A 24,491-nucleotide genomic window follows, 5' to 3' on the forward strand; every position below is an offset into this window, starting at 1 on the left:
TAACGCTCTTTCAAGCACGCTACTGAGCAATACGCTGTGTGCTACGTGCGCCAAAGATCGCGGTTCCCAAACGTACCAGCGTTGCGCCTTCTAAAACAGCGGCTTCTAGGTCGTCGCTCATCCCCATTGATAGCGTATCCAAGGGGGCGTTAGGTAGTGCTGCCTGAAGGTCTTTCAAAAGTTGGCGCAATGCTGCAAGTGGTACCCGCTGCTCTTCAAGGCTGTTGGCTGGAGCAGGAATTGCCATGAGCCCACGCAGTTTAATATGTGGCAGGGTGGCTACTTCGTTTGCAAGAGACATGACTTCATCAGGCATTACACCCGATTTCGAGTCCTCACGGCTAATATTGACTTGCAAGCAAATATTGAGCGGAGGTAAATGCTCCGGGCGTTGTTCACTAAGCCGTTTGGCGATTTTTAAGCGGTCAACGCTATGCACCCAGGCGAAGTTCTCTGCCACTGCGCGTGTTTTGTTGGACTGTAGTGGACCAATAAAATGCCACACAATAGCCTCTAAATCAGCCAGCTCAGCTTGTTTTTCAAGTGCTTCTTGTAAATAGTTTTCGCCGAATTCACGTTGCCCATGCTGCCAGGCTTGGCGAATCATGGCGGCGGGCTTTGTTTTACTAACGGCTAGCAGCGTTGCACTATTGAGGGGGCGTTCAGCCATTTTTAATGCGTTATTCAGGCGTTCGCGTGCCTGGTCGAGTGACGTGGGAAGCGCATTGTCTGTCATACTCAAGCACCTTACCGCTGCTGGGAAAAGAGAGATGGATATTACCGAACTGCTAGCATTCTCGGCAAAGCAGAATGCATCTGACCTGCACCTTTCTGCCGGTCTTCCTCCTATGATACGTGTTGATGGCGATATTCGTCGGCTTAATGTACCCGCGATGGACAATAGTGACGTTTGCCGCCTGATTTTTGACATTATGAATGAGCAGCAGCGTCGAGACTATGAAGAGCATTTAGAAGCCGATTTTTCATTTGAAGTATCCGGGGTTGCTCGGTTCCGTGTTAATGCATTTCATCAAGCTAGGGGGGCTGGCGCGGTGTTTCGTACTATTCCTAATGACGTGCTTTCAATACGCACTTTGGGAATGGGAGACGTGTTCGAGCGACTGGCCATGCTGCCAAGGGGGTTAGTGTTGGTGACTGGGCCGACGGGCTCAGGCAAAAGCACCACACTGGCGGCCATGATTGATTATATTAACGACCACCGGTTTGAGCATATTTTAACCATCGAAGACCCTGTCGAGTTTGTGCATACCAGCAAGCGCTGTTTAATCAATCAGCGTGAAGTGCATCGGGATACGCGCAGCTTCACTGCTGCATTGCGCGGTGCGTTGCGTGAAGATCCGGATGTTATTTTGGTTGGCGAACTAAGGGATCTAGAAACTATTCGTCTGGCGCTGACGGCTGCTGAAACCGGCCACTTGGTGTTTGGTACGCTGCATACAACATCTGCGGCGAAAACGATTGACCGCATTGTCGATGTGTTTCCCGGCGAAGAGAAATCGATGGTGCGCTCAATGTTGTCTGAGTCGCTGCAGGCGGTAATCTCCCAGACATTATTAAAACGCCAGGGTGGCGGGCGTATCGCTGCGCATGAAATATTAATTGCCACTGCTGCAGTACGAAACTTAATCCGTGAAGATAAAGTGGCTCAAATTTACTCTGCTATTCAGACCGGAGGCAATCTTGGCATGCAAACGTTAAATGCATCGCTTGCGAAGCTTGTTAAAGAGGGTGTGGTGAGTATGGAAGATGCGCAAGCGCAGGCCAAAGGCACACTCGCGTTAAGCGATGACTAACATGCGTGTGCCATGTTGGGTAATGCTGACCCAGGTTAAGAGGCGTAAATGCCACCCAAAACCCGCGGACCGTTGGCGCCGGTGACGGAAGGTAAATTGCCGGGCAGGCCGTGTAAACGTTGATGGGCTAGCCAGGCAAAAGCACCTGCCTCGATCCAGTCTTCGGGCCATCCAAAGTCGGCAGAAGACTTAAACACCGCGTTAGGCAGCTGAGTTGCAAGTCTTGCCATTAAATACGTGTTGTGAGCACCGCCGCCGCAAGCCATTAATGTGATGTCATTGTGGCTTAACGGCAGTTGCTGGATTCCCTGGGTAACGCTTATCGCGGTTAGCTCTGCCAACGTTGCTTGTACGTCGTTAGCCATTTCATGGCCCGTTAACTGTTTTTCTAGCCACGCCAAGTGGAAAAGCTCCCTCCCGGTACTGCGCGGTGGCAATTGTTGAAAAAATGGCTCGCTAAGCAGGCGATTTAATAGCGCTTGGTCAACCTGTCCGCTAGCCGCCCATGCGCCATCGTGATCAAAACGTCCGTTGTGATGCTTTGCAAACCAGGTATCCAGCAGCACATTGGCAGGCCCTGTATCAAAACCAATCACAGAAATGTGGATGTCGCTGGGTAGCCACGTCAGATTGGCAAAGCCCCCTAGGTTTAAAACAAGCTGCTCACCTTCTTGGCGACCAAACAGAGCTTGATGGAAGGCTGGTGCTAACGGTGCGGCTTGTCCGCCTGCGGCTAAGTCTCGTCGGCGAAAGTCAGCCACCACGGTGCAGCCGGTTAACTCGGCCAGCAGGCTAGGGTTATCAAGCTGCAGCGTATAGGCGGGGCCACCATGATGGCCACTTGGAGCATGTTCGATAGTCTGACCGTGGCTACCGATGGCGTGAATGTGTTCAGCGGTGATGCCCTCTCGGTCCAACAGTGCTTTTACGGCGTCAGCTTGTAGCCTGCAAAATGCGCTTTCAGCTTGTGCAAGCTCTGCAAAGCTCACCCGCTCAGCATGGCACAGGGTTAATAATAGGTGATGGAGCGGCGGTGGCATTGGTGCCGCATGTGTAGCAATAAGCACAGGAGGTGAATCAGGCCCTATCGCAACCAGTGCGGCATCGACACCATCCAGGCTAGTGCCCGACATTAAGCCAATATAGTACGACGGCAGTGCAGTGGGGGGCATTTTCATAAAGCGGTTCATCCAAAACGTAGTGAAGGCTCAACCAGCGCGATAGGTCATGGTAACATCGCCTATTACTCAATAACTGACGCCTATAACGGCTATATATTACATGGAGAGAGGCAATGAGTGAGGTGGATCAGGCGTTAGCGCTACTGTCGCGAGGTACGCATGAAATCCTGGTAGAGGATGAGCTAAAGAAAAAGCTGGCGTCTGGCCGTAAGCTACGTATTAAAGCAGGGTTTGATCCGACAGCCCCTGATTTGCACCTGGGCCACAGTGTACTACTGACAAAAATGCGTCAGTTCCAGGATCTCGGCCACACGGTTATTTTTCTGATCGGCGATTTCACCGGACGTATAGGTGACCCCACGGGAAAGAACGTCACGCGCAAACCGCTCACCGAAGCTGATGTAAAGGCTAATGCCGAGACCTATAAAGAGCAGGTATTTAAAATCCTTGATCCCGAAAAGACTGAGGTGCGCTTTAACGCTGAATGGTTTGGTGAGCTAAGCGCCGCCAAAATGATTGAGCTAGCGGCGCAAAGCACGGTGGCACGGATGTTGGAACGTGATGACTTTGAAAAACGCTATAAGGCGAATCAATCAATCGCGATTCACGAGTTTCTCTACCCACTCGTCCAAGGCTACGACTCTGTCGCGCTTGAAGCAGATGTTGAGCTTGGCGGCACCGATCAGAAATTTAACCTGCTGATGGGCCGGGAAATTCAAAAGCACTTCGGGCAAGAGCCTCAGGTTGTGATTACCATGCCGTTACTCGAAGGGTTGGACGGCGTACAGAAGATGTCCAAGTCGTTGGGTAACTATGTAGGTGTCGATGAAGCGCCTGGCTCTATGTTCAATAAATTAGTATCGATGCCCGATAGCTTAATGTGGCGCTACTTTGAACTGCTTTCTTTGAAATCCAACGAAGAGATTGAGACACTCAAGCAAGGCGTAGAACAAGGGGCTAACCCGCGTGACGTGAAAATGGAGCTAGCCCGTGAGCTTATCGCTCGTTATCACGGAGAGGAAGCGGCCGCTAATGCGCACAAGTCAGCGGGTAATCAGTTAGCGGAAGGCGAGTTGCCGGAAGACCTGCCTGAAGTAGAGGTGGATTTTGAAGGCAATGAGCAGGCGCCTATCGCGGCAGTACTCAATCGCTCTGGCCTTACCAAGAACAGTGCCCAAGCTAAAGATATGTTGAAAAACGGTAGTGTGAAAGTAGATGGGGATGTTGTTGCCCAAGACACGATGCTGGCGACGGGTAGCGCCTACGTTATCCAGGCAGGTAAGAAACGTTATGCTCGTGTGACGCTTACCTAACGTTTTCGATAACTTTCTCAAAAAACCACTTGCCAAGACGGCAGCGAATCCGTAAAGTACGCATCCGCTGCCGGGGACGCATAGCGTTACCAGCGGTGATGAAAGGTGAAAACCTTCGGTTTGTCAGGAAGTTAGCGCAATAAAAGAGAAGGCATCGTTATCTCGCTTTCTTAACCCGCTCGCTTCACTCACTGAAAACAGTGATTGACAAACACCAGGAAATGCGTAGAATACGCCTTCCTTGCTGAGGCAAGCCAGTTCATCGGTTAGCCGGCTGATAAGACAGCCTCGCAGCGAAACAGCTCTTTAACAATTTGATCAGGTAATTCATGTGGGCGCTTGCCGATGAGGGTGATAAATCACCAAATATCAAGGCAAGCGGTCATGACAATGTAAATTGAAATGAATTCGTTTGAACCTTGAGCCAAGTTTGATGCGCTTTTGTTATTCGTCAACATTACGTTGTCGGGTAACGAGTAAGCATCACAATGATTTTAAACTGAAGAGTTTGATCATGGCTCAGATTGAACGCTGGCGGCAGGCCTAACACATGCAAGTCGAGCGGTAACAGATCTAGCTTGCTAGATGCTGACGAGCGGCGGACGGGTGAGTAATGCATAGGAATCTACCCGGTAGTGGGGGATAACCTGGGGAAACCCAGGCTAATACCGCATACGTCCTACGGGAGAAAGGGGGCTCCGGCTCCCGCTATCGGATGAGCCTATGTCGGATTAGCTAGTTGGTGAGGTAATGGCTCACCAAGGCAACGATCCGTAGCTGGTCTGAGAGGATGATCAGCCACATCGGGACTGAGACACGGCCCGAACTCCTACGGGAGGCAGCAGTGGGGAATATTGGACAATGGGGGGAACCCTGATCCAGCCATGCCGCGTGTGTGAAGAAGGCCTTCGGGTTGTAAAGCACTTTCAGCGAGGAAGAACGCCTAGTGGTTAATACCCATTAGGAAAGACATCACTCGCAGAAGAAGCACCGGCTAACTCCGTGCCAGCAGCCGCGGTAATACGGAGGGTGCAAGCGTTAATCGGAATTACTGGGCGTAAAGCGCGCGTAGGTGGCTTGATAAGCCGGTTGTGAAAGCCCCGGGCTCAACCTGGGAACGGCATCCGGAACTGTCAAGCTAGAGTGCAGGAGAGGAAGGTAGAATTCCCGGTGTAGCGGTGAAATGCGTAGAGATCGGGAGGAATACCAGTGGCGAAGGCGGCCTTCTGGACTGACACTGACACTGAGGTGCGAAAGCGTGGGTAGCAAACAGGATTAGATACCCTGGTAGTCCACGCCGTAAACGATGTCGACCAGCCGTTGGGTGCCTAGCGCACTTTGTGGCGAAGTTAACGCGATAAGTCGACCGCCTGGGGAGTACGGCCGCAAGGTTAAAACTCAAATGAATTGACGGGGGCCCGCACAAGCGGTGGAGCATGTGGTTTAATTCGATGCAACGCGAAGAACCTTACCTACTCTTGACATCCTGCGAACTTGTGAGAGATCACTTGGTGCCTTCGGGAACGCAGAGACAGGTGCTGCATGGCTGTCGTCAGCTCGTGTTGTGAAATGTTGGGTTAAGTCCCGTAACGAGCGCAACCCTTGTCCTTATTTGCCAGCGGGTAATGCCGGGAACTCTAAGGAGACTGCCGGTGACAAACCGGAGGAAGGTGGGGACGACGTCAAGTCATCATGGCCCTTACGAGTAGGGCTACACACGTGCTACAATGGCCGGTACAAAGGGTTGCGAGCTCGCGAGAGTCAGCTAATCCCGAAAAGCCGGTCTCAGTCCGGATCGGAGTCTGCAACTCGACTCCGTGAAGTCGGAATCGCTAGTAATCGTGAATCAGAATGTCACGGTGAATACGTTCCCGGGCCTTGTACACACCGCCCGTCACACCATGGGAGTGGACTGCACCAGAAGTGGTTAGCCTAACGCAAGAGGGCGATCACCACGGTGTGGTTCATGACTGGGGTGAAGTCGTAACAAGGTAGCCGTAGGGGAACCTGCGGCTGGATCACCTCCTTAAACGATGCATCATCCCTCGCGGTAAGCGCTCACAATGAATTACCTGATCAGAATGCTGTTGATACGCAGTGATAAGCGTTTTCTTCCTATTGAAAAAAGAGAAAAGATCTTTTTTTAAAGAGTTCTTTTAAAGAGTTCTTTTAAAGAGCTTTGTTTTAAAGACCCTTCTTTTTTTTAACGTGAAAAAAGCAGCCGCTTATCACTGCGCATAGCAGTCGCTCTTTAACAATGTATATCATGCTGACATAAACGCTTCTTTGAAGTGTTTATACGTAATTGTTTTGTGATACGTCTCAAGCGTATCCGGCAATCGTTATCATTGCGAACCCCAGACTCCTTCGGGTTATAGGGTCAAGCAATGAAGCGCACACGGTGGATGCCTAGGCAGCCAGAGGCGATGAAAGACGTGGTAGCCTGCGATAAGGCTCGGCGAGGTGGCAAACAACCTGTGACCCGGGCATCTCTGAATGGGGAAACCCACTCATCATAAGATGAGTATCTTACGCTGAATATATAGGCGTAAGAGGCGAACCAGGGGAACTGAAACATCTAAGTACCCTGAGGAAAAGAAATCAACCGAGATTCCCCTAGTAGCGGCGAGCGAACGGGGACCAGCCCTTAAGCATGTGACTGATTAGACGAACGAGCTGGGAAGCTCGGCCGCAGCGGGTGATAGCCCCGTAGTCGAAAATCTGATCATGTGAAATCGAGTAGGTCGGGGCACGAGAAACCTTGACTGAAGACGGGGGGACCATCCTCCAAGGCTAAATACTCCTGGCTGACCGATAGTGAACCAGTACCGTGAGGGAAAGGCGAAAAGAACCCCGGAGAGGGGAGTGAAATAGATCCTGAAACCGTGTGCGTACAAGCAGTAGGAGCAGACTTGTTCTGTGACTGCGTACCTTTTGTATAATGGGTCAGCGACTTATATTCAGTGGCGAGGTTAACCGTTTAGGGGAGCCGTAGGGAAACCGAGTCTTAACTGGGCGACACAGTCGCTGGATATAGACCCGAAACCGAGCGATCTATCCATGAGCAGGGTGAAGGTTGAGTAACATCAACTGGAGGCCCGAACCAGGATCTGTTGAAAAAGATTTGGATGACTTGTGGATCGGAGTGAAAGGCTAATCAAGCTCGGAGATAGCTGGTTCTCCTCGAAAGCTATTTAGGTAGCGCCTCACGTATCACCACCGGGGGTAGAGCACTGTTTCGGCTAGGGGGTCATCCCGACTTACCAACCCGAGGCAAACTCCGAATACCGGCGAGTGCAAGCGTGGGAGACACACGGCGGGTGCTAACGTCCGTCGTGAAAAGGGAAACAACCCAGACCGTCAGCTAAGGTCCCGAAATCCTGGTTAAGTGGGAAACGATGTGGGAAGGCTCAGACAGCTAGGAGGTTGGCTTAGAAGCAGCCATCCTTTAAAGAAAGCGTAATAGCTCACTAGTCGAGTCGGCCTGCGCGGAAGATGTAACGGGGCTAAACCAGGTACCGAAGCTACGGGTTCATCCTCTGGATGAGCGGTAGAGGAGCGTCGTGTAAGCCAATGAAGGTGAATTGAGAAGTTCGCTGGAGGTATCACGAGTGCGAATGCTGACATGAGTAACGATAAAGGGAGTGAAAAACTCCCTCGCCGGAAGACCAAGGGTTTCTGTTCGACGCTAATCGGAGCAGAGTGAGTCGGCCCCTAAGGCGAGGCCGAAAGGCGTAGTCGATGGGAAACGGGTCAATATTCCCGTACCGGACATGATTGCGATGGGGGGACGGAGAAGGCTAGGTGAGCCAGGCGTTGGTTGTCCTGGTGAAAGTGAGTAGGCTGGTGTCCTAGGTAAATCCGGGATGCTCTAAGGCCGAGACACGAAACGAACTGACTACGGTCAGGAAGTCATTGATGCCACGCTTCCAGGAAAAGCCTCTAAGCTTCAGATCATGTGCGACCGTACCCCAAACCGACACAGGTGGTCAGGGTGAGAATCCCAAGGCGCTTGAGAGAACTCGGGTGAAGGAACTAGGCAAAATGGTGCCGTAACTTCGGGAGAAGGCACGCCGGCGTAGGGTGACGAGACTTGCTCTCCAAGCCCGAACCGGTCGAAGATACCAGGTGGCTGCAACTGTTTAGTAAAAACACAGCACTCTGCTAACGCGCAAGCGGACGTATAGGGTGTGACGCCTGCCCGGTGCCGGAAGGTTAAATGATGGTGTTAGGCTTCGGCCGAAGCTCTTGATTGAAGCCCCGGTAAACGGCGGCCGTAACTATAACGGTCCTAAGGTAGCGAAATTCCTTGTCGGGTAAGTTCCGACCTGCACGAATGGCGTAATGATGGCCACGCTGTCTCCACCCGAGACTCAGTGAAATTGAAATCGCCGTGAAGATGCGGTGTACCCGCGGCTAGACGGAAAGACCCCGTGAACCTTTACTATAGCTTCACACTGGACGCTGATGTTGCCTGTGTAGGATAGCTGGGAGGCTTTGAACCTCGGACGCCAGTTCGAGCGGAGCCAACCTTGAAATACCAGCCTGGCATCATTGGCGTTCTCACTCAGGTCCGTTATCCGGATCGAGGACAGTGTGTGGTGGGTAGTTTGACTGGGGCGGTCTCCTCCCAAAGAGTAACGGAGGAGCACGAAGGTACCCTCAGCACGGTCGGACATCGTGCAGTGAGTGCAAGAGCATAAGGGTGCTTGACTGCGAGACAGACACGTCGAGCAGGTGCGAAAGCAGGTTCTAGTGATCCGGTGGTTCTGTATGGAAGGGCCATCGCTCAACGGATAAAAGGTACTCCGGGGATAACAGGCTGATACCGCCCAAGAGTTCACATCGACGGCGGTGTTTGGCACCTCGATGTCGGCTCATCACATCCTGGGGCTGAAGTCGGTCCCAAGGGTATGGCTGTTCGCCATTTAAAGTGGTACGCGAGCTGGGTTTAGAACGTCGTGAGACAGTTCGGTCCCTATCTGCCGTGGGCGTTGGATGTTTGAGAAGGGCTGCTCCTAGTACGAGAGGACCGGAGTGGACGCACCTCTGGTGTTCCGGTTGTCACGCCAGTGGCATTGCCGGGTAGCTATGTGCGGACGGGATAACCGCTGAAAGCATCTAAGCGGGAAGCCCCCTTCAAGATGAGACATCCCTGAGGCCTAGAGCCTCCTGAAGGGCCCAGCGAGACCAGCTGGTTGATAGGCACGGTGTGGAAGCGCTGCAAGGCGTTGAGCTAACGTGTACTAATGGCCCGTGAGGCTTGACCCTATAACACCCAAGGGGTCTGGTCGTAGTGATAACGAAACGAGTGTGACAACACTTAGAAAACCGGATACGCGGATTAAGCCCACCGTGATACACGACAGGCTTAAGACGAAAGAGACGCCACAAAACACTGTCAGCATGATATGCATTACCTGTTACGCCTGACGACCATAGCGAGCGTGAACCACCTGATCCCATGCCGAACTCAGCAGTGAAACCGCTTAGCGCCGATGGTAGTGTGGGGTCTCCCCATGCGAGAGTAGGTCATCGTCAGGCACTTATTAAACAAGAAACCCAGCCACCCGGCTGGGTTTTTTGTTGGTGCCTACCGCACCGTCATTCCCGAGTCACTACACCGTCATTCCCGAGTGGGGTTATCGGGAATCCACCTTGGCATTGACCTGCAGCAGCCTAAAACCACAGGTCAACATGGATTCCCGCTGAGGGCCTGCGGGAATGACAAGGGCAGTTCACTCACGCCTTGGGGGACTTTTTTTGCGTAATAATTTCCTGCTTCTTTCTTATTTATTCCTTTAAACAGCTGTTTTAAAAAATTAAATAACAAGGGGTTACTGTACTGAGCTGGCATGACTGGCGCCTAGCACCTACTATATTGTGACATGTATAGTGAAGCACCATCTCAGGAGGAGAAGCGATATGAGTACCCCGTTAATGAAGAAGCTTGCAGTAGCATTACTAATGGCCTTAATGATGGGCGGTCTGGCTGCTTGTGACAATCAAGGCCCTGCAGAAGAAGCAGGTGAAAATATCGATGAGAGTATGGAAGATGCAGGCGAAAGCCTCGAAGATATGGGCGAGAATATCGAAGAATCTGCAGAAAACTAAGCAAGCTATTGGCTTACCCTAAAGCAGTGTGTCGATCTTTGCTGATAAAAAAACAGCCGCTATTTAAAAGCGGCTGTTTTGCATTTTGAAGTAATTAAGCAATGCGCTAGATTTAGGGGATTAGGCTTCAGGATTTTGCTCAATGCCTTGAAGGTACCATGGTGCCTGATCACGCATAGTGCGCGTGAGATGCCATGTTTCATTAAACTCAGTCTGTTCGCCGTTCTCTTCTAAAATACCGTGGAAAATAACAGTCGCTTCTGCATGACTGTCGTATTCGCTAATGTCGCCTAGTTCTGCAAACAGCTTAATAACCTCAGTGCGGTTATTAGCAGGCTGCTCGGCGCGTTCTTGACGTAGCAGGTTGTATAACTCTGGCGTTACATATTCTTGGATTTGGTTCAGATCATTATTGTCCCAGGCACGCTGTAGTGTCATAAAGTGCTCTTTTGCGCCGCCTAGGAACCGTTCTTTATCAAACCAAGCAGGCGTGCTTTGCAGGCCACTGGCTAGGCTGCCAGGCGTAGCTGAGAAGTTAGATGGAGCTGCTGCTGTTTGTTGTTCCCGCTGATAGCCTGCTGCTGTTGCCGGGGCTGGCCGACGCTGCCTCATAAAAGCGCGTAAAGCAAAGACCACCAAAGCAATAATGCCAGCCATTAGCAGCAAATCCATAAGGCGTAGCTCGTCAAAGGCGCCGCCGAAGAAGAGCGCAGCCAATAAGCCACCTGCTAACAGGCCACCTATCATACCTCCCATTCCACCACGTCGTGCGGCGGCAGCTGCTTGGCCTTGCTGTTGAGTGCCCTGCGCTTGTTGTTGCGTAGGAGTGCTAGCGGGCTGATCTGCAGAGCGTGATACGCTACCCATATTACTACCGCCGCCCAAGCGACGCGCTTCAGCGTACTCGACGGCTGCGCTAAAGCCCATAACGCTAACCAGTAGCATGACAAAAAATTGCCGTAACATGTTGATTCTCCATTAATGGTGCAAAGGCAAGGTTATGCGCCCAACCAGCGGCGCGTAGAAAAAAAGAAGTGGTTAGTTTACCGTGTAAGTAGGTAAGTAAGTTATTCTGATAACACATATAAAGACAAAAATAGGAATAAAAAGTGCGCCTACATCATGATCGAAGTCTGCTGTTAATCGTCGACTTTCAAGCGGGTCTGTTACCTGTCATTGAGGGCGGCACAGCCGCAATAGAAGAGGCGTCGTGGTTGGCGGGTATTGCCAATGCGTTGCATATCCCTGTTTGGCTAACCGAGCAGTACCCTGAAAAACTTGGCGGTACATCAGCCAGGCTATTAGACGAGCTGGGGGAGCACAAAATATGGCAAAAGCATCACTTTAGTGTGATGGAGGAGCCACCCTTTGCTCAGGCGTTAGAAGCACTCTCACCGAAGCAGGTGGTCATTTGTGGGACAGAGGCACATATCTGCGTGCTGCAGAGTGCGCTTGGTTTACTAGAAGCGGGCTATCAGGTGTTTTGGCTAAGTGAGGCGACGGCGAGCCGTCGTAAGGAGGAGGCACGCCTTGCCCGAGAGCGTGCCTGTGCCAATGGTGCAGTGGCTGTCAGTGCTGATATGGTGGCTTATGAGTGGCTTTATCAGTGCGATACGCCACTATTTAAAGAGGTTCATCAACGCTTTCTCAAACCGCGATCAGCGCGCCCTGTGACATTCTTCTAACAGCCGCTATATTCGACGCTTACCATGTTCAGCGGTCGCTTTCTCGCCGAGTGAAAACTAGCGTGTCGCCTTGAGAGGCCGCTGGATCAAACCGATACCCAGCTACATCAAAGGCAGTGAGCTGGTCAGGATCGTTTATGCGCTGTTGAATAATCCATGCACTCATCAAGCCGCGCGCCTTTTTGGCGTAAAAGCTGATGATTTTGAAGGAGCCGTTTTTCTCGTCTTTGAAGACGGGTGTAATGACGCGTGCGCTTAATTTCTTCGTATCGATCGCCTTAAAGTACTCGTTGGACGCCAGATTCACCAATACGTTTGAGCCACTTTCCTCAATGGCGTTATTAAGCGCGTGCGTTAACGTTGGTTTCCAGTGCGCATAAAGGTCGTTACCAGCGTCGTTGGGTAGTTTGGTGCCCATCTCCAGCCTATAGGCTTGGATTAAGTCTAGCGGGCGTAATAAGCCGTATAGCCCTGATAGAATGCGCAGGTGCTTCTGGGCAAATCGATTATCGTCATCACTAAAGGTGTTGGCTTTTAGTCCTGTGTACACATCTCCTTGAAACGCCTGAACCGCTGGTTTGGCGTTATCCAACGTGAATGGTGGCTGCCAGTCGGCAAAGCGTGCAGCATTTAAGCCTGCCAGTTTATCGCTAATGCCCATTAAGTCGCTAAGCTGTTGAGGAGAGTAGCCGCGCAGAATATCAATCAACGGCTTACTGTGCTCAAGGAAGTCAGGTTGGGTGACTTTTTCTGTGGTTGAGGGGGTTTCAAAGTCCAGCGTTTTGGCGGGGGAAATAACGCTCAGCATGGCGTGCTCCTTATGCCGTGACAGAAAATAGAAAAGCATTATACCAAGCCTCGGCGATGGCCGAGGCTATCGGCTTGATAGCGGAACACGTGATTAGGGGCAGGGGTTAGGCATCCGACGGTGAATGTCGTCGATAGCGGCGAGCACTTCTTCATCCAGCTTAAGGCTCTCGCTGTCGAGGTTGCTTTCAAGCTGATCCATTGTAGTGGCGCCAATGATGTTGCTAGTTAGAAAACGGCGGGAGTTGACAAAGGCCAATGCCATTTGGGCAGGGTCTAGGTCATGCTTCTTAGCAAGTTGAACGTAAGCCTGCGTTGCCGCTTCTGCTTCTGGCGAGGTATAGCGTTGAAACCGCTCATAAAGCGTCAAACGCCCTTTGGGCGGCTTAGCACCGTCAAGGTACTTGCCTGACAGCACGCCAAAGCCTAGCGGCGAGTAGGCGAGTAAACCCACGTCTTCACGGTGAGCGATCTCAGCGAGCCCGACTTCAAACGTACGGTTAAGCAAGTTATAGGGGTTTTGAATAGACGCTACCCGAGGCAGCCCTAACTGCTCTGATAGCTGCAGCATGCGCATGACACCCCACGGCGTTTCATTGGAAAGGCCAATGGCGCGTACTTTACCGGCATCTACCAGTTCCTTCAGCGCTGACAGCGTTTCTTCAAGCGGCGTCGCATCTTCTTGTTCAGCGTGGGTATAGCCCAGTTTGCCAAAGAAGTTGGTTTTACGGTCTGGCCAGTGCAACTGATAAAGGTCGATATAATCTGTGTTGAGTCGTGCAAGGCTGGTATTAACGGCCTGATGCAGATGGTCGCGGCTCATTTTAGGGCCGCCACGAATATGATCTAACCCAGGGCCTGCGGCTTTGGTGGCAATAATGACATCGTCTCTAGCGCTACGTGCTTTCAACCAGCTGCCAATGTAAGTCTCTGTTAGCCCTTGCGTTTCAGCCTTTGGTGGTACCGGATACATTTCAGCGGTGTCGATAAAATTGATGCCAAAAGCGACCGCGCGATCAAGCTGCTCATGGGCCTCAGCTTCACTATTTTGTTCGCCGAAGGTCATGGTGCCTAAACAGAGCCGGCTGACTTCAATCCCGGTTCTACCCAGTGGTCGGGTTTGCATTATCGTCTCCTCAATGAAGCGAAATTGCCTCAGGATATTCACTGATGAACGCCGTGAATAATGGCGCGTGAGAGGCATGTTAGCGAGGCGCTACAAAAGCAGCAAATCAATAGGGTTGAGTCGGCGCAAAGGCAGGCGTATGCTTGCCAGCCCATCGACCAGCCTAGTGCTGGTTAATCGTATGGTTAGCGGTCAAAAAGCGGGAACGATAGCTAGCCGAAGATCTCAACAGATAGGCAGGGTGGTTTGCCATGCCGCAGGCATCAACTTTGTTTACCCGGTTAGAGTTTCGCCTAGCCGAGCAGCTGTTTCACACGCGTTGGTTATTGCCGCGTTCGCCGCGCACACAGCGTTTGACGATGCGCTTGCTTAAACGCTGCGCAGAAGCGGGACACCCCGATGCTCAGTCGATCTATGGGCATATGCTGTTTCATCGCAGCCTGTCGCCGCAGGATAAGGCGCGTGGCGCGCGTTATGTGTTAGAAGCGGCTCAAGCTGGCGATATAAAATCACAGTACCAGGCAGCGCAGATTCACGAGCACGGCTGTGTTCAGTACCCACGGCGTGAGGATTACGCGGTGACATGGTATGCCCGTGCCGCCCAATCGGGCCATTATCTGGCCGCAGAACGGTTGGCGCGCGCCTATCGGTTAGGTGAGCTAGGCTTGGCAATAGACGACGAGCAGGCGGCCTATTGGCAACGCTTGGCAGATCGTCAGGCAACAACGGGAATGGCGGCAGCCTAGTAGAGACGTCAGTGGTCTGGCCGCTGAGATCAGTGAATGAGGAAATCAGTGTCCGAGACGCTACCTACAGTGCTAGATATTGAAGCGTCCGGATTCGGTCGCGGCAGTTACCCTATTGAAGTTGGCATTGCCCGTGCCGACGGTAGCTGCTGTGCGTTTCTTATTCAGCCGCTGGATGAGTGGGTACATTGGGATCCCAAAGCTGAGCTTTTGCACGGCATTTCCCGTGAGCGTTTACAGCGAGAGGGCTATCCTGTACGCCAAGTGGCACATTGGTTAAATGACGAACTCCGTGAACTTGGAAAGGCCTACAGCGACAGCTGGGGCTATGACAATACGTGGTTGTCGCTGCTGTTTCATCATGCGGGGATGCTGCCGCGCTTTCGTTTAGAGGCATTACGTATTTTGCTCAGCGAAGAGCAGCAAGCGCTATGGAGCAGCACAAAAGAAGCCGTCATCGCTGAGCGTGGTATCCATCGTCATCGCGCTGGTGAAGATGCACGTCTGTTACAACTCACCTATCAACGTACGCTTGTGCTGACGGAAGACGCTAAGCGCTAATCGGCTGCTTTTTAATGCCGCTGTCAGAGAAGCACATTATAGTGCCTATCTTTTTAGGCCAAACTAAGTTGGGCTTCTAATGCAGCCAATAGTTGGCTAGGTGTGGATGCATCCATCAACATATCGCGGGTCGTTTGAGCTAAGAAGCCGTGGCTGACGGTGCTGTCCAAAAAGGTAAGAAGTGGGGCATAAAAACCATCGGTATCAAGTAGACCCATGGGTTTGTCGTGAAGCCCTAAATAGCCCCAGGTCCAAATTTCAAACAGTTCCTCAAACGTACCTATCCCGCCAGGTAAGGCAATAAAAGCATCAGCGTTGGCCGCCATAGTGGCTTTGCGTTCGTGCATATTTGGCACGCGTATGAGTTCCGTTAAACCAAAGTGTGCCTGCTCGCGCTCGACAAGGTGGTCTGGCATTACACCAATTACCTTGCCGCCTGCTTCCAGCGTCGCGTTAGCAAGCTCACCCATTAAACCGATGCGCGCACCACCATAAACAAGGGTATGGCCGCGGTCTGCAATGGCAGTGCCAAGCGTATTGGCGGCCTGGCGAAAAGCGGTTGTATTTCCTTCTCGCGAGCCGAGATATACACAAATTCGTGCCATAGTAAGCATCCTTATTACTGATCAGCTGCTGATGAGTAAGCGGTTAATGTTAAGCCGTTAGTGAGAGGAGTGTTAACTTAGGCAGCGCTGAACATCGTAGTGTTCGTCCATCCATTGTCCGATGACGTTATTGCCGCATAAATGGTGAGCATATTGAGTATGCAGGCAGCGAACCTGTTGCCAGTTGCTAATGCCGCCGACGCCGCGTTCGGTCAGCACGTCGGTATAACCTAACTGAGTGACCTCATCCCGCTGTGCATCGCTCATATATGCCCAGCGTGCTTTAACGTAATCACGATGGCTTTGCTGGTAAGCGTCTAGAAATTCGGGCTCCTCCTGAAGGCGTTGTTCTAGTGACTTAATGACACCAACGGCTTCAATGCGGGAAATTTCGATTTTCAACAGATCAGAGCATAGCCAGTAAAGAGTTGGAAACGGTTTGCCATCGACAATGGGGGCCATGCGCAGCACTAGCGGAGTGCCTTTAGTGTCGGTCGCAGCAACGGCTTCAATACCGCGCGGGGCACGTCCAAGTTGTTGAGTGATAATAGCTAGCTGGCGCTCATTGGGCGCCTGGTCGGTACGAATTACCATTGCGGTGATGTCTCACTTTCGGTCATCTTGGACAAACTTATTTGAGCGGCCAACGGCGCGGAAAAAACAACGGTTTAACTGCTCGGGGGTGGCAACATAACGCCACTTCTCTTCGCAGTATTCTGCAGCTCGCGCCATTAATACATCATAAAGTCGGTTGAACGGGGCATCATAATCGTAGGGGTCTGCGCCGAACAAGCGGATATGCGGGTAGTCAGCAAAGCGATCTATAAAGTAGCGCTCAAGGTCGGCTTCAACGGCGCGATGCTGCGCCGTATTGTCAGGGTCGATCCAAAGGTTATAACGGATTGCCATGAAAATCTCCCAGCGCCCCGCCAAGCAGAGGGTGTCTTAAGCAGGCGTTGGCGCGCTGTGTAAGTGGGCGGATAGCGCATCGCGCAACTCGCCTTCAATAGGGACCGCGCGTTTTTCATGATGGTCGTATTGTACCAGTACGGTATGCCCTAGATTAGTAAGCGTACCATGCTGCCGGGCTTCTTGAGTCACTGTAAACGAGCTGGTACCTAAACGCGTCAAGTAGGTACGTAGTTCGATGTCGTGGCCGTAGAACAGTTCAGCGCGATAGTCGACTTCCATCCGGGCCATAATCAAGCGCCACTGTTTGGGGTTGAGGTCTGGCGTAAACAACCTGAATAAGTCGTTACGTGCTAGCTCAAACCAAGCGGGCAGACGGGTATTGTTAATATGGCCTAGGGCATCGGTGTCGTAAAAAGCCGGCTCAATCATACGGGTGAACATCAGGGTATCCTTATTGTTTGTTAGCTTGTTTATTCGCCATTTAGGCTAATCAGAATTACCCCTAGCGAGCGCTTGGTCAAGTAGCACGACGCTGATACCAAGCGGTTAATTGCATCCATCCCAGCAACCATAGGGTCGCGGCAGCAAAGCCTGCCAATGTGCCCCACAAAAGCCCTAGTGTGTTGTACGTATAGGAAACACATAGCGTATAACTCAGCAGCGAACCCAGCCCTATTGGGTAGTGTTTGATAACCGTTGCTACGGGAGCCACCCCATGATTGAGGTGCAGGATAAGCAAAAATGGCAGCATCGTGACAGGAAAGGCCGCCAATGTCCCTGCCCAAGCGGGTGGTAGCCAGTGTGCAAGTCGTGTAATCACGAAAATAATGACGGTGGCCAAACAGGCGCGCGCCGCTAAGGCGGATAGTGAAAAAGCACGACTGGCAGGGCTCTTTACATCAGGAATAGTGCGGAATAACACACTAAACACGGCGATGGCACATAGGGTCACAAGAGTGCCACTTAAACGCGTAAAACTGAATTGAGCAAGCACCGTGCTGACCGCGAACCATGCGATAAAGCCGCCGAATAAACCGCCCACAACGCCTTTAAATCCTGGTTGTCGGCCTGCCACCAAATAGCCAGCCCCAAGTGCCATTGTTGCAGTAAACCCAGCGAGTGTATGCACTGCGCTTTGGGTCGCAAAAAGAGGGGAAATTTCTAAACCAATAAAAAACAGGGCTAACGCCGTTCCAAGCGGATAGCCCGCTAACAGACCCGCTATACGTGGGCTGGCGCGCACTGCAATAGCGCCTAGCCCTAGTACCATGCTAATTGATAGGCCTAGTTTCGCCAGCTGCCAAGTGAGAGGAACCTCTATCATGGAGTGTTTTCCTTGCGGCTATTAAACCGTTACTATTGTTGTACAGTTGTTTGATCGACCTGCTTTGGCGCTACCGCTATTTAACTAATACCAGTTTACTATTAACAGACTAACTATTGCCTGTATGAGAGGCTGTTTCTCCCGTGACGCGATCAATCGATTCACGCACACACGCGCTTTCCCCACCTCCCAAGCCTGCCGGCTGTGAGCTGTGCCAGCGGGCGTCGCCACTGACCAAACACCACTTAATACCGCGCACCCTGCATAACAAGCCGCGTTATCAAAAACGTTACAGCCGTGAAGAGCGTCTAACCGCGATAGTGTGGCTTTGCCACCCGTGTCATAAGCATATACATCGTCTGTATAGCGAGCGCGAGTTAGCAGATCGTTTTGCCAGTCTAGAAGCGCTAATGAGTGATGATGACATACGCGCGTTTGTCGATTGGCTAGCCACCAAGCCCGCAGGCTTTAAGCCAAAGTCGTCGGTGCGCAAGCGCCATTAACTGCCCCAGCGCCAACTACACTAAGCGGAGCCCTTGTTGATCACGCCAGGCAGCTTCCAAGGCATTTTCTAGCGGCGCTTTTAGATGGGTTGGCAGTGCATCATGCGCAGCTTGAAGTGTCTCAAATGACCGATTACGTAGCCAACAGTAGGCCCAAGCACAGGCTTCGGCGTCGCTTTGCGGGGTGGGACGAGCTGGCATTTGGTTGAGCAAAAACACCGCAGTGCGTGGTGCCCAAAGTGGCATTTCGCCTTGCTCGTCGAGACTCCACTGCTCAAGTGTGGCACCGCTTGGCGTTGCATCTGGAGTACCTAACTTTGCGACCCGTGCCGTTTCAGCCAAAATAAGCGCTAGTTGATCAGTGTCGGCTTGGCCGAGCGAACGCCACTGCCGCAACAACGCAGAAAGCCCGGCGCGCATCTTGGTATAAAAGTCATCTTGCGGCATGCTCAGTCGTTACTCCCGAGAAGATAAGTGAGATCAGTTATGGCGTTTGATTTTGTCACGCCCATTGAAAGGCGCTCTCCCAAAGGGCGCGCTTCCAAAGGGCATTATGCCTCGCAAAAGTGGCACCGCTACGATGCAAATGTACTGCCGTTGTGGGTAGCGGATATGGACTTTCGCTCACCGCAGGCGGTGATTGATGCGCTACATGACCGCGTTGAGCACGGTGTCTATGGCTATGGTGAAGTGCCTGCTACATTAACAGATACTCTTTGCCAATGGAGCGCTCGCCACTATGGATGGTCTATTCAACCCGAATGGCAGCAGTGGCTGCCAGGGGTTGTGCCTGCGTTGCACTTTGCAGCCATGGCGCTAACCAAACCTGGTGACGGAATCCTCACGATTGCCCCGATTTACCCACCATTCCTGGCTGTTGCCGAGCGCACAGGACGGCAGGCCCAGCAAGCGATGTTAGCTGAGCCGACCACCCCTGGCGAGCCTTGGCAGTTGGATATTGACGCGTTAGAAGCCGCAATAACACCGCAAACCCGCCTGTTGCTGTGGTGTCATCCGCATAACCCAACAGGGCGCGTATGGAGTGATCATGAGCTGACCAAGTTGGCCTCGGTCATTGAGCGGCATGACTTATGGGTCGTCTCTGATGAGTTGCACTGCGATCTGCTGTTAAACGAGGGAGCTTCTCATCGCCCCTTGGCTGTCATGTTCCCTGAACTGGCCAAACGAATCATTACGCTGTGGGCGCCGTCAAAAACGTTCAATCTTGCGGGGCTGACCAGTGCCTGTGGGGTAATCCCGGATGCTGCGCTGCGTAAGCGCTTTGCGGCGGCCACAAAAGGCTTTTTGCCGGACGGAAATGTGTTGGGGCTAGTGGCGGCTGAAACGGCTTACCGCGAAGGTGAGCCATGGCGTCAGGCGCTGTTAGCAGTGCTGCGAGAGCATCGCGCTACGCTGCAAGCGCGAGTAGCGCTATGGCCTGGGGTGACCATGAGCGCGCCGGAATCCACCTACCTTGCGTGGCTGGATATGCGCGCAGCAGGGCTAGGCGATTCGCCCGCCAAGGCGTTATTGGAGCGGGCGGGCGTAGCGCTTTCTGATGGGGCGGCGTTTGGCTGCCCTGGTTTCGTGCGGCTTAATTTTGGAACCACCGCTTCTCAGTTAGAAGCGGCATTGGCGCGCATGGATGCGTTGTTAAAAGTCTGATCAGTACGAATCAGTACGAATTCATCAGTACAGCAGAGCAAATAGCTTGCGCCGATAGGTAACGGTTAGCGGATGATCGGCACCCAGAGCGTCGAAGACTTGCAGTAAGGTTTTACGGGCCGCGTCGTCGTTATAGGCGCGGTCATCCTTCATCAAGCCCAGTAGCCCCTCAAGGCCGGCTTCGTAATGGCTATCGGCAACTTGACGCAGAGCACGCTGATACCGCGCCTCACTGTCGTTGCGATCACCTAACGCGGCGATGTCTTCGACAGAGAGTGCCTGCTCGCTAAATTCGATGCTGGCTCGTACGCCGCGGGCGGGTGCCGCATCGCGCTCTTCAGGGGGTAAATTGTCGAGCACGCTGCGGGCATCATCGCCGCGTTTCTCAGCCACCAGTGCACGTGCAAGGCCAATCTGATAGGCGTAGTGCTCAGGATACTGGCTAATTAAGGTTTGATAGATTTCGCGCGCGCCTGCTGCATCGCCCGCTGCTAATGCCTCTTCGGCTTGATCTTCTGGACTAGGCGGTGCTTCACCTGGGGCAGGGAAGTAACGGTTTAACCACTCGCGCACTTCCTTTTCAGGTAATACGCCTTGGAAACTATCGACCAAACCACCTTGGCTAACGAGCTTAACATCGGGTGCTGAGCGTACGCCTAACTGACTAGCGATTTCCGGATTAACGTCAATATCCAGTTTGCCAAGCAGGAAGGCACCCGCGTACTCAACGGCTAACTTTTCCAACACCAATAGCAGGGCATTGCCACTGGCGTTTGAAGGCGAATAACAGCCCAGTAGCACGGGCACTTGCATTGATGCTTCAAGCACTTGCTGAATATTGCCAGCGTTAAGCTCAATAATCACTTCTTCGGGTGTCACGGAAGGGCGAGCTGTGCCCGCTTCTTCGTTGCCGGTATTAGCGGGTTCCGTAGTTAACGGATTGCCGGTACGGGGGTCAATAATGGACATGGCTAAGCTCTGCATCGCTTGAAAAGGATTACTACATGATATGCAGGCAATAGAAGAAGGATTCAAGGAAACGAAGGCAAATAAAGTAAGGCAGGTCGATGATCATTGGTACAGAAGCATCATGATGAAACGTAAATGCTCGCCAACTTGGCTACCCCTTTTGGCTAGTGGCAAAACGTCGCAGGTGTTTTTATATCTTTTCAGCTACTCTAATCGCATGAGGTTATTTGCTTAGAGGTTTTTGTTATGAAAAATAGTATGAATTATAGGTCTGGGTTTTCCTTTCGTGGGGCAGCTCTGGTCACGCTAGCAGGCTTAGCCATGAGTATGGCCACTATCGCTCAAGGGGAAGAAGCAGAAGCCTATCGAGAAACACAGCTTGGTTTGTATGTAACAGCCAAAGAAGCTTATGACTTATTACAGCAAGACGAGAATGCACTGTTAATTGATGTGCGTGATCCTGTCGAAATCAAATTCACAGGGTTTGCCGCTCCTACTGATATTCATGTGCCTTGGGTGCTAGCAGACCGCTCTGAATTCGACGCAGATAAAAAGACATGGCCTATGGTGCGCAACCCTGATTTTGCTGAACAAATTAAAGCTGCACTTGAAGCGCATCAAGCAAACGACGATACCCCCATCATTGTGATGTGCCGTTCAGGAGCAACACGCAGTGCACCAGCCGCTGATCTCATTGCAGAAATGGGGTTTTCAGACGTGTACTCCGTCAGCGATGGCTTTGAGGGTGGCACGCTGGCTGAAGGCGATTCAAAAGGCGTGAGAGCACGTGATGGTTGGCGTAATTCGGGGCTGCCCTGGAGCTATGAAATTGACCCAGATGTGGCATGGCACGAATGAAAAGCGGGTAAAGACAGGCACTTTAGTCAAGATCACACCCTATAACGAAAGACAAACAACGAGCAATCTACCTTCAAGGAGATAACGATGCGTAAAACATTACTCATGTCAGGTGCATTCGCGTTAGCGCTACCCCTGGTTGCTGTTGCAGATAACCATGGTGATGAGGGCGAAAAAGCTCTAATGATTCTCACCAGTGATGCACTGCAAACCCAAACGATGGCGATGATTTTAGGCAATGCTATGCGACAGCAGGGCACAGATCTCCACATTTTATTGTGTGATGCTGCTGGTGACCTGGCCGTAGATGGCTATGAAAGCGAAGAAGCAGTAAATACCCCGCCGAGCAACCCAGCAGGGCAAGTTAAGCCAGAAGGTATGCTGAAAATGCTGATGGGCGAGGGTGTTGGTGTGGATGTCTGCGCCATTTACCTGCCTAACACCGATCACAGCGAAGAAGACCTGTTAGAAGGTGTTGGTGTGGCTGCTCCTGGCCCGATAGCTGAAATGATGCGCGACCCTGCTATTCCGGTTTACAGTTTCTAACTATTAGCGCTATCGCTCGCAATAAAAGCCGCTGTTATCGAAAGATAACGGCGGCTTTTTTATTAGTGTGGCAGCTATAAGCATGCCGCCCGACCCTTCGATGTCAATGCAACTCCCCGAAACCACCGTACTGACGGCTTGGTCTCCTTTTGCAATACAATAAGACTTAACACAGTAAAATTGTCACCATCTATGACATTCACGGCAAATGGCTTGCCCTATGCTGGCATGGATAGCGTTATTAGCATAAGAAGAGTAAAAGCTAATATAAGTAGTGCGTTTTAAATAGCGTGTTAATAGTTCTGGATCGTTTGTTAAGCTTGCTAATAAGATATGTATAACAGACGTATGTCTGTTAGCCATACGTCAATGTTATTTACGTCTTCCTCAAATTACCGTTTTCTCTGTTTCATGTTTCAACTCGATTTCTACCACGCATTTTCGCTCGATAGAGGGCTTCATCAACTCGCTGGGCGATTAATTGGGAATTTTCTTGGGGGGCTCGTTCTGCGACACCAAAACTGGCGGTGACAGTTCCAATTTTTTCAAAATGGTAGGCAGCGACTGCCTGCCTTAGCTTTTCAGCAATATTTTTAGCGGCCTCCAATTGGGTTTGCGGCAGTATTATCATGAACTCTTCTCCTCCCCACCGACCATGAAGATCAATGCCGCGAATAGTGTCATTGACTAGCTTTGTAACCGTTTTCAAAACCTCATCACCCGCGTTATGACCAAATTGATCATTGACCTGCTTGAAATGGTCGAGATCGTACATAATCAGTGAAAACGGCGTGTCGTAGCGGGCTGTGCGTTCTACCTCATACGCTAATAAACGGCTGATCTCTTGCCGGTTGGTAATGCCGGTAAGGCCGTCAGTAATCGCCATCGTACGGACACGCTCTTCAGCTAGCTTGCGCTGAGTGATATCTAACAGTATCCCTGTCCATAAAATGGAGCCATCGACTTCCTTTTTGGCTGCCGAGCGGCTCTCTATCCAGCGAATAGAGCCATCTCCGTGGAGAATGCGGAACTCTGACTGAGCGTGCGCTAACTGCTTGGCGGTTTTTTGAATATTGGCTTCTACCATCGCGGCATCTTCGGGAAGTATGCGCGACATAATGGGGGCTGCTCCTGAACGATAAAGCTCCTCTAATGAAAGGCCTCCCAGCTCGACAGCCCCTTCACTAAAGTAAGGGAAGCTGCGTGTACCCTCTGGGGTCATGCGGTATTGATAAAGTGCGCCAGGAACCTGAGAGGCGATGCTTTGAAGCAGCTCTTCTTTATGCCGCAATCGTTCTTCCGTTAGTTTGCGTTTTGTAATATCACGAGCAATGCAGAAAATCAGGTTTTCTCCCTGATAAAGAACGCTATTGTTGCTGAGTTCTACATCGATAATAGCGCCGTCTTTGCGACGTTGCTGCGTATTAAAATGTTCGCCTGAATTATCGACAGTTAGCAACATCTGCTGTAGTTCACACTGGGAAAATTGTGTATCCCAGTCCCATACATAAAGTTCTTTCATCGCTTCGACGGTATAACCGAGCATATCGGCATAACACTGGTTCACACGGTACACGCTACCATTTTGTCTGAGTACCACCATGCCATCCCCAGACTGTTCAAACAGCGCGGACCAAAGTACAGCTTCTTCTGTTGGTTTTTTCATACTTAGATTCTGAATAATAAAGACTTTAATATTTGAATAATAAAAAGAAGTTTAATCTTAAATGGACGTCATATCAGCATATTATTGACGAAGCGT

Annotated in this window: 24 protein-coding genes and 3 rRNA genes; 13 read left to right on the top strand and 14 right to left on the bottom strand. The window is 51.6% G+C overall.

The window, feature by feature from the left end; translation table 11 throughout:
* Positions 1–19 precede the first annotated feature (19 nt).
* Positions 20–736 (bottom strand): YggS family pyridoxal phosphate-dependent enzyme, encoded by a 717-nt coding sequence (locus K1Y77_RS01610; RefSeq protein WP_264429992.1) that lies wholly within the window; start codon positions 734–736, stop codon positions 20–22.
* A gap of 34 nt (positions 737–770) precedes the next feature.
* On the opposite strand from K1Y77_RS01610, the gene K1Y77_RS01615 reads away from it, so the two are divergent.
* Positions 771–1,814, top strand: a complete 1,044-nt coding sequence (locus K1Y77_RS01615) for a type IV pilus twitching motility protein PilT (RefSeq protein WP_264429993.1) — start codon at positions 771–773, stop codon at positions 1,812–1,814.
* Between the two features lie 35 nt (positions 1,815–1,849).
* Here the strand turns inward: K1Y77_RS01615 and K1Y77_RS01620 are convergent, their stop codons facing one another.
* On the bottom strand, positions 1,850–2,992 hold the full coding sequence (locus tag K1Y77_RS01620) for an anhydro-N-acetylmuramic acid kinase (RefSeq protein ID WP_030074091.1): 1,143 nt from the start codon (positions 2,990–2,992) through the stop codon (positions 1,850–1,852).
* A gap of 116 nt (positions 2,993–3,108) precedes the next feature.
* On the opposite strand from K1Y77_RS01620, the gene tyrS reads away from it, so the two are divergent.
* The 4 genes from tyrS to rrf all read left to right on the top strand — a co-directional run bounded on the left by tyrS (position 3,109) and on the right by rrf (position 9,852).
* Positions 3,109–4,308, top strand: coding sequence for a tyrosine--tRNA ligase (tyrS, locus tag K1Y77_RS01625; RefSeq protein ID WP_264429995.1), 1,200 nt, complete (start codon positions 3,109–3,111; stop codon positions 4,306–4,308).
* Between the two features lie 496 nt (positions 4,309–4,804).
* Positions 4,805–6,337, top strand: a 16S ribosomal RNA gene (locus K1Y77_RS01630).
* Between the two features lie 349 nt (positions 6,338–6,686).
* Positions 6,687–9,579: ribosomal RNA gene (locus tag K1Y77_RS01635) — 23S ribosomal RNA — on the top strand.
* 157 nt (positions 9,580–9,736) lie between these two features.
* A 5S ribosomal RNA gene (gene rrf / locus K1Y77_RS01640) occupies positions 9,737–9,852 on the top strand.
* Together the 16S, 23S and 5S rRNA genes form the textbook arrangement of a ribosomal RNA operon.
* Positions 9,853–10,000: 148 nt before the next feature.
* Here the strand turns inward: rrf and K1Y77_RS01645 are convergent.
* Positions 10,001–10,165 (bottom strand): hypothetical protein, encoded by a 165-nt coding sequence (locus K1Y77_RS01645; protein WP_264429997.1) that lies wholly within the window; start codon positions 10,163–10,165, stop codon positions 10,001–10,003.
* Positions 10,166–10,233: 68 nt separating this feature from the next.
* Between K1Y77_RS01645 and K1Y77_RS01650 the strand changes: the two genes are divergently transcribed.
* Entirely contained in the window at positions 10,234–10,422 is a 189-nt protein-coding gene (locus K1Y77_RS01650; protein ID WP_030074632.1) for a hypothetical protein, read from the top strand.
* A gap of 120 nt (positions 10,423–10,542) precedes the next feature.
* Here the strand turns inward: K1Y77_RS01650 and K1Y77_RS01655 are convergent, their stop codons facing one another.
* Positions 10,543–11,388 carry a Tim44 domain-containing protein gene (locus tag K1Y77_RS01655; RefSeq protein ID WP_264018943.1) on the bottom strand — a complete coding sequence of 282 codons (846 nt, stop codon included), beginning with the start codon at positions 11,386–11,388 and terminating at the stop codon, positions 10,543–10,545.
* 143 nt (positions 11,389–11,531) lie between these two features.
* On the opposite strand from K1Y77_RS01655, the gene K1Y77_RS01660 reads away from it, so the two are divergent.
* A complete protein-coding gene (locus tag K1Y77_RS01660; protein ID WP_030074628.1) occupies positions 11,532–12,107 on the top strand; it encodes an isochorismatase family protein in 576 nt (191 codons plus the stop codon).
* Positions 12,108–12,135: 28 nt separating this feature from the next.
* Here K1Y77_RS01660 and yaaA read toward each other — a convergent pair whose 3' ends face one another.
* Both yaaA and K1Y77_RS01670 read right to left on the bottom strand, forming a co-directional pair.
* Positions 12,136–12,915: a peroxide stress protein YaaA gene (yaaA, locus tag K1Y77_RS01665; protein WP_264018942.1), complete on the bottom strand. Its 780-nt coding sequence runs from the start codon at positions 12,913–12,915 to the stop codon at positions 12,136–12,138.
* Between the two features lie 93 nt (positions 12,916–13,008).
* Complete coding sequence (locus K1Y77_RS01670) at positions 13,009–14,040, bottom strand: NADP(H)-dependent aldo-keto reductase (RefSeq protein WP_264430002.1); 1,032 nt, start codon at positions 14,038–14,040, stop codon at positions 13,009–13,011.
* A gap of 251 nt (positions 14,041–14,291) precedes the next feature.
* On the opposite strand from K1Y77_RS01670, the gene K1Y77_RS01675 reads away from it, so the two are divergent.
* Both K1Y77_RS01675 and K1Y77_RS01680 read left to right on the top strand, forming a co-directional pair.
* Positions 14,292–14,786, top strand: a complete 495-nt coding sequence (locus tag K1Y77_RS01675; RefSeq protein ID WP_030074621.1) for a tetratricopeptide repeat protein — start codon at positions 14,292–14,294, stop codon at positions 14,784–14,786.
* Positions 14,787–14,834: 48 nt separating this feature from the next.
* Positions 14,835–15,347, top strand: a complete 513-nt coding sequence (locus tag K1Y77_RS01680) for a hypothetical protein (protein ID WP_030074619.1) — start codon at positions 14,835–14,837, stop codon at positions 15,345–15,347.
* 53 nt (positions 15,348–15,400) lie between these two features.
* Here the strand turns inward: K1Y77_RS01680 and K1Y77_RS01685 are convergent, their stop codons facing one another.
* The 5 genes from K1Y77_RS01685 to K1Y77_RS01705 all read right to left on the bottom strand — a co-directional run bounded on the left by K1Y77_RS01685 (position 15,401) and on the right by K1Y77_RS01705 (position 18,188).
* The gene (locus K1Y77_RS01685; protein WP_030074617.1) at positions 15,401–15,952 is read right to left on the bottom strand and encodes an LOG family protein; all 552 of its coding nucleotides are present in this window, start codon (positions 15,950–15,952) and stop codon (positions 15,401–15,403) included.
* Between the two features lie 72 nt (positions 15,953–16,024).
* The gene (locus tag K1Y77_RS01690) at positions 16,025–16,546 is read right to left on the bottom strand and encodes a DUF501 domain-containing protein (protein ID WP_030074614.1); all 522 of its coding nucleotides are present in this window, start codon (positions 16,544–16,546) and stop codon (positions 16,025–16,027) included.
* 12 nt (positions 16,547–16,558) lie between these two features.
* Positions 16,559–16,861: a hypothetical protein gene (locus K1Y77_RS01695; protein ID WP_030074612.1), complete on the bottom strand. Its 303-nt coding sequence runs from the start codon at positions 16,859–16,861 to the stop codon at positions 16,559–16,561.
* Positions 16,862–16,897: 36 nt separating this feature from the next.
* A complete protein-coding gene (locus K1Y77_RS01700; protein ID WP_030074610.1) occupies positions 16,898–17,305 on the bottom strand; it encodes an acyl-CoA thioesterase in 408 nt (135 codons plus the stop codon).
* A 76-nt stretch (positions 17,306–17,381) separates the two neighbouring features.
* Positions 17,382–18,188, bottom strand: a complete 807-nt coding sequence (locus K1Y77_RS01705; RefSeq protein WP_030074608.1) for a hypothetical protein — start codon at positions 18,186–18,188, stop codon at positions 17,382–17,384.
* Positions 18,189–18,331: 143 nt separating this feature from the next.
* Between K1Y77_RS01705 and K1Y77_RS01710 the strand changes: the two genes are divergently transcribed.
* Positions 18,332–18,691 (top strand): hypothetical protein, encoded by a 360-nt coding sequence (locus K1Y77_RS01710; protein WP_084180529.1) that lies wholly within the window; start codon positions 18,332–18,334, stop codon positions 18,689–18,691.
* 15 nt (positions 18,692–18,706) lie between these two features.
* On the opposite strand, the gene K1Y77_RS01715 is transcribed toward K1Y77_RS01710, so the two are convergent.
* Positions 18,707–19,138 (bottom strand): hypothetical protein, encoded by a 432-nt coding sequence (locus K1Y77_RS01715; protein WP_030074604.1) that lies wholly within the window; start codon positions 19,136–19,138, stop codon positions 18,707–18,709.
* Positions 19,139–19,177: 39 nt separating this feature from the next.
* Between K1Y77_RS01715 and K1Y77_RS01720 the strand changes: the two genes are divergently transcribed.
* Positions 19,178–20,356 (top strand): MalY/PatB family protein, encoded by a 1,179-nt coding sequence (locus K1Y77_RS01720; protein WP_264430007.1) that lies wholly within the window; start codon positions 19,178–19,180, stop codon positions 20,354–20,356.
* Between the two features lie 24 nt (positions 20,357–20,380).
* Here K1Y77_RS01720 and K1Y77_RS01725 read toward each other — a convergent pair whose 3' ends face one another.
* The gene (locus K1Y77_RS01725) at positions 20,381–21,325 is read right to left on the bottom strand and encodes a co-chaperone YbbN (RefSeq protein ID WP_264018937.1); all 945 of its coding nucleotides are present in this window, start codon (positions 21,323–21,325) and stop codon (positions 20,381–20,383) included.
* A gap of 258 nt (positions 21,326–21,583) precedes the next feature.
* On the opposite strand from K1Y77_RS01725, the gene K1Y77_RS01730 reads away from it, so the two are divergent.
* Both K1Y77_RS01730 and K1Y77_RS01735 read left to right on the top strand, forming a co-directional pair.
* Positions 21,584–22,183, top strand: coding sequence for a rhodanese-like domain-containing protein (locus K1Y77_RS01730; RefSeq protein WP_232222409.1), 600 nt, complete (start codon positions 21,584–21,586; stop codon positions 22,181–22,183).
* An 87-nt stretch (positions 22,184–22,270) separates the two neighbouring features.
* Entirely contained in the window at positions 22,271–22,729 is a 459-nt protein-coding gene (locus tag K1Y77_RS01735) for a hypothetical protein (protein WP_030074594.1), read from the top strand.
* A 409-nt stretch (positions 22,730–23,138) separates the two neighbouring features.
* On the opposite strand, the gene K1Y77_RS01740 is transcribed toward K1Y77_RS01735, so the two are convergent.
* Entirely contained in the window at positions 23,139–24,395 is a 1,257-nt protein-coding gene (locus K1Y77_RS01740) for a sensor domain-containing diguanylate cyclase (protein WP_051690207.1), read from the bottom strand.
* Positions 24,396–24,491 lie beyond the last annotated feature (96 nt).

Origin of the sequence: Halomonas qaidamensis (genome assembly GCF_025917315.1) — a bacterium.
GTDB classification, from domain to species: domain Bacteria; phylum Pseudomonadota; class Gammaproteobacteria; order Pseudomonadales; family Halomonadaceae; genus Vreelandella; species Vreelandella qaidamensis.

What these genes read in the sequence shown, in the direction of transcription:
- tyrS (WP_264429995.1), top strand. Translation starts at nt 3,109, where the DNA reads ATGAGTGAGGTGGATCAGGCGTTAGCGCTACTGTCGCGAGGTACGCAT.
- K1Y77_RS01695 (WP_030074612.1), bottom strand. Translation starts at nt 16,861, where the DNA reads ATGGCAATCCGTTATAACCTTTGGATCGACCCTGACAATACGGCGCAG.
- K1Y77_RS01685 (WP_030074617.1), bottom strand. Translation starts at nt 15,952, where the DNA reads ATGGCACGAATTTGTGTATATCTCGGCTCGCGAGAAGGAAATACAACC.
- K1Y77_RS01675 (WP_030074621.1), top strand. Translation starts at nt 14,292, where the DNA reads ATGCCGCAGGCATCAACTTTGTTTACCCGGTTAGAGTTTCGCCTAGCC.
- K1Y77_RS01705 (WP_030074608.1), bottom strand. Translation starts at nt 18,188, where the DNA reads ATGATAGAGGTTCCTCTCACTTGGCAGCTGGCGAAACTAGGCCTATCA.
- K1Y77_RS01725 (WP_264018937.1), bottom strand. Translation starts at nt 21,325, where the DNA reads ATGTCCATTATTGACCCCCGTACCGGCAATCCGTTAACTACGGAACCC.
- K1Y77_RS01690 (WP_030074614.1), bottom strand. Translation starts at nt 16,546, where the DNA reads ATGGTAATTCGTACCGACCAGGCGCCCAATGAGCGCCAGCTAGCTATT.
- K1Y77_RS01610 (WP_264429992.1), bottom strand. Translation starts at nt 736, where the DNA reads ATGACAGACAATGCGCTTCCCACGTCACTCGACCAGGCACGCGAACGC.
- K1Y77_RS01715 (WP_030074604.1), bottom strand. Translation starts at nt 19,138, where the DNA reads ATGCCGCAAGATGACTTTTATACCAAGATGCGCGCCGGGCTTTCTGCG.
- K1Y77_RS01700 (WP_030074610.1), bottom strand. Translation starts at nt 17,305, where the DNA reads ATGTTCACCCGTATGATTGAGCCGGCTTTTTACGACACCGATGCCCTA.
- K1Y77_RS01730 (WP_232222409.1), top strand. Translation starts at nt 21,584, where the DNA reads ATGAATTATAGGTCTGGGTTTTCCTTTCGTGGGGCAGCTCTGGTCACG.
- K1Y77_RS01670 (WP_264430002.1), bottom strand. Translation starts at nt 14,040, where the DNA reads ATGCAAACCCGACCACTGGGTAGAACCGGGATTGAAGTCAGCCGGCTC.
- yaaA (WP_264018942.1), bottom strand. Translation starts at nt 12,915, where the DNA reads ATGCTGAGCGTTATTTCCCCCGCCAAAACGCTGGACTTTGAAACCCCC.
- K1Y77_RS01620 (WP_030074091.1), bottom strand. Translation starts at nt 2,992, where the DNA reads ATGAAAATGCCCCCCACTGCACTGCCGTCGTACTATATTGGCTTAATG.
- K1Y77_RS01735 (WP_030074594.1), top strand. Translation starts at nt 22,271, where the DNA reads ATGCGTAAAACATTACTCATGTCAGGTGCATTCGCGTTAGCGCTACCC.
- K1Y77_RS01615 (WP_264429993.1), top strand. Translation starts at nt 771, where the DNA reads ATGGATATTACCGAACTGCTAGCATTCTCGGCAAAGCAGAATGCATCT.
- K1Y77_RS01720 (WP_264430007.1), top strand. Translation starts at nt 19,178, where the DNA reads ATGGCGTTTGATTTTGTCACGCCCATTGAAAGGCGCTCTCCCAAAGGG.
- K1Y77_RS01645 (WP_264429997.1), bottom strand. Translation starts at nt 10,165, where the DNA reads ATGCCAGCTCAGTACAGTAACCCCTTGTTATTTAATTTTTTAAAACAG.
- K1Y77_RS01740 (WP_051690207.1), bottom strand. Translation starts at nt 24,395, where the DNA reads ATGAAAAAACCAACAGAAGAAGCTGTACTTTGGTCCGCGCTGTTTGAA.
- K1Y77_RS01655 (WP_264018943.1), bottom strand. Translation starts at nt 11,388, where the DNA reads ATGTTACGGCAATTTTTTGTCATGCTACTGGTTAGCGTTATGGGCTTT.
- K1Y77_RS01650 (WP_030074632.1), top strand. Translation starts at nt 10,234, where the DNA reads ATGAGTACCCCGTTAATGAAGAAGCTTGCAGTAGCATTACTAATGGCC.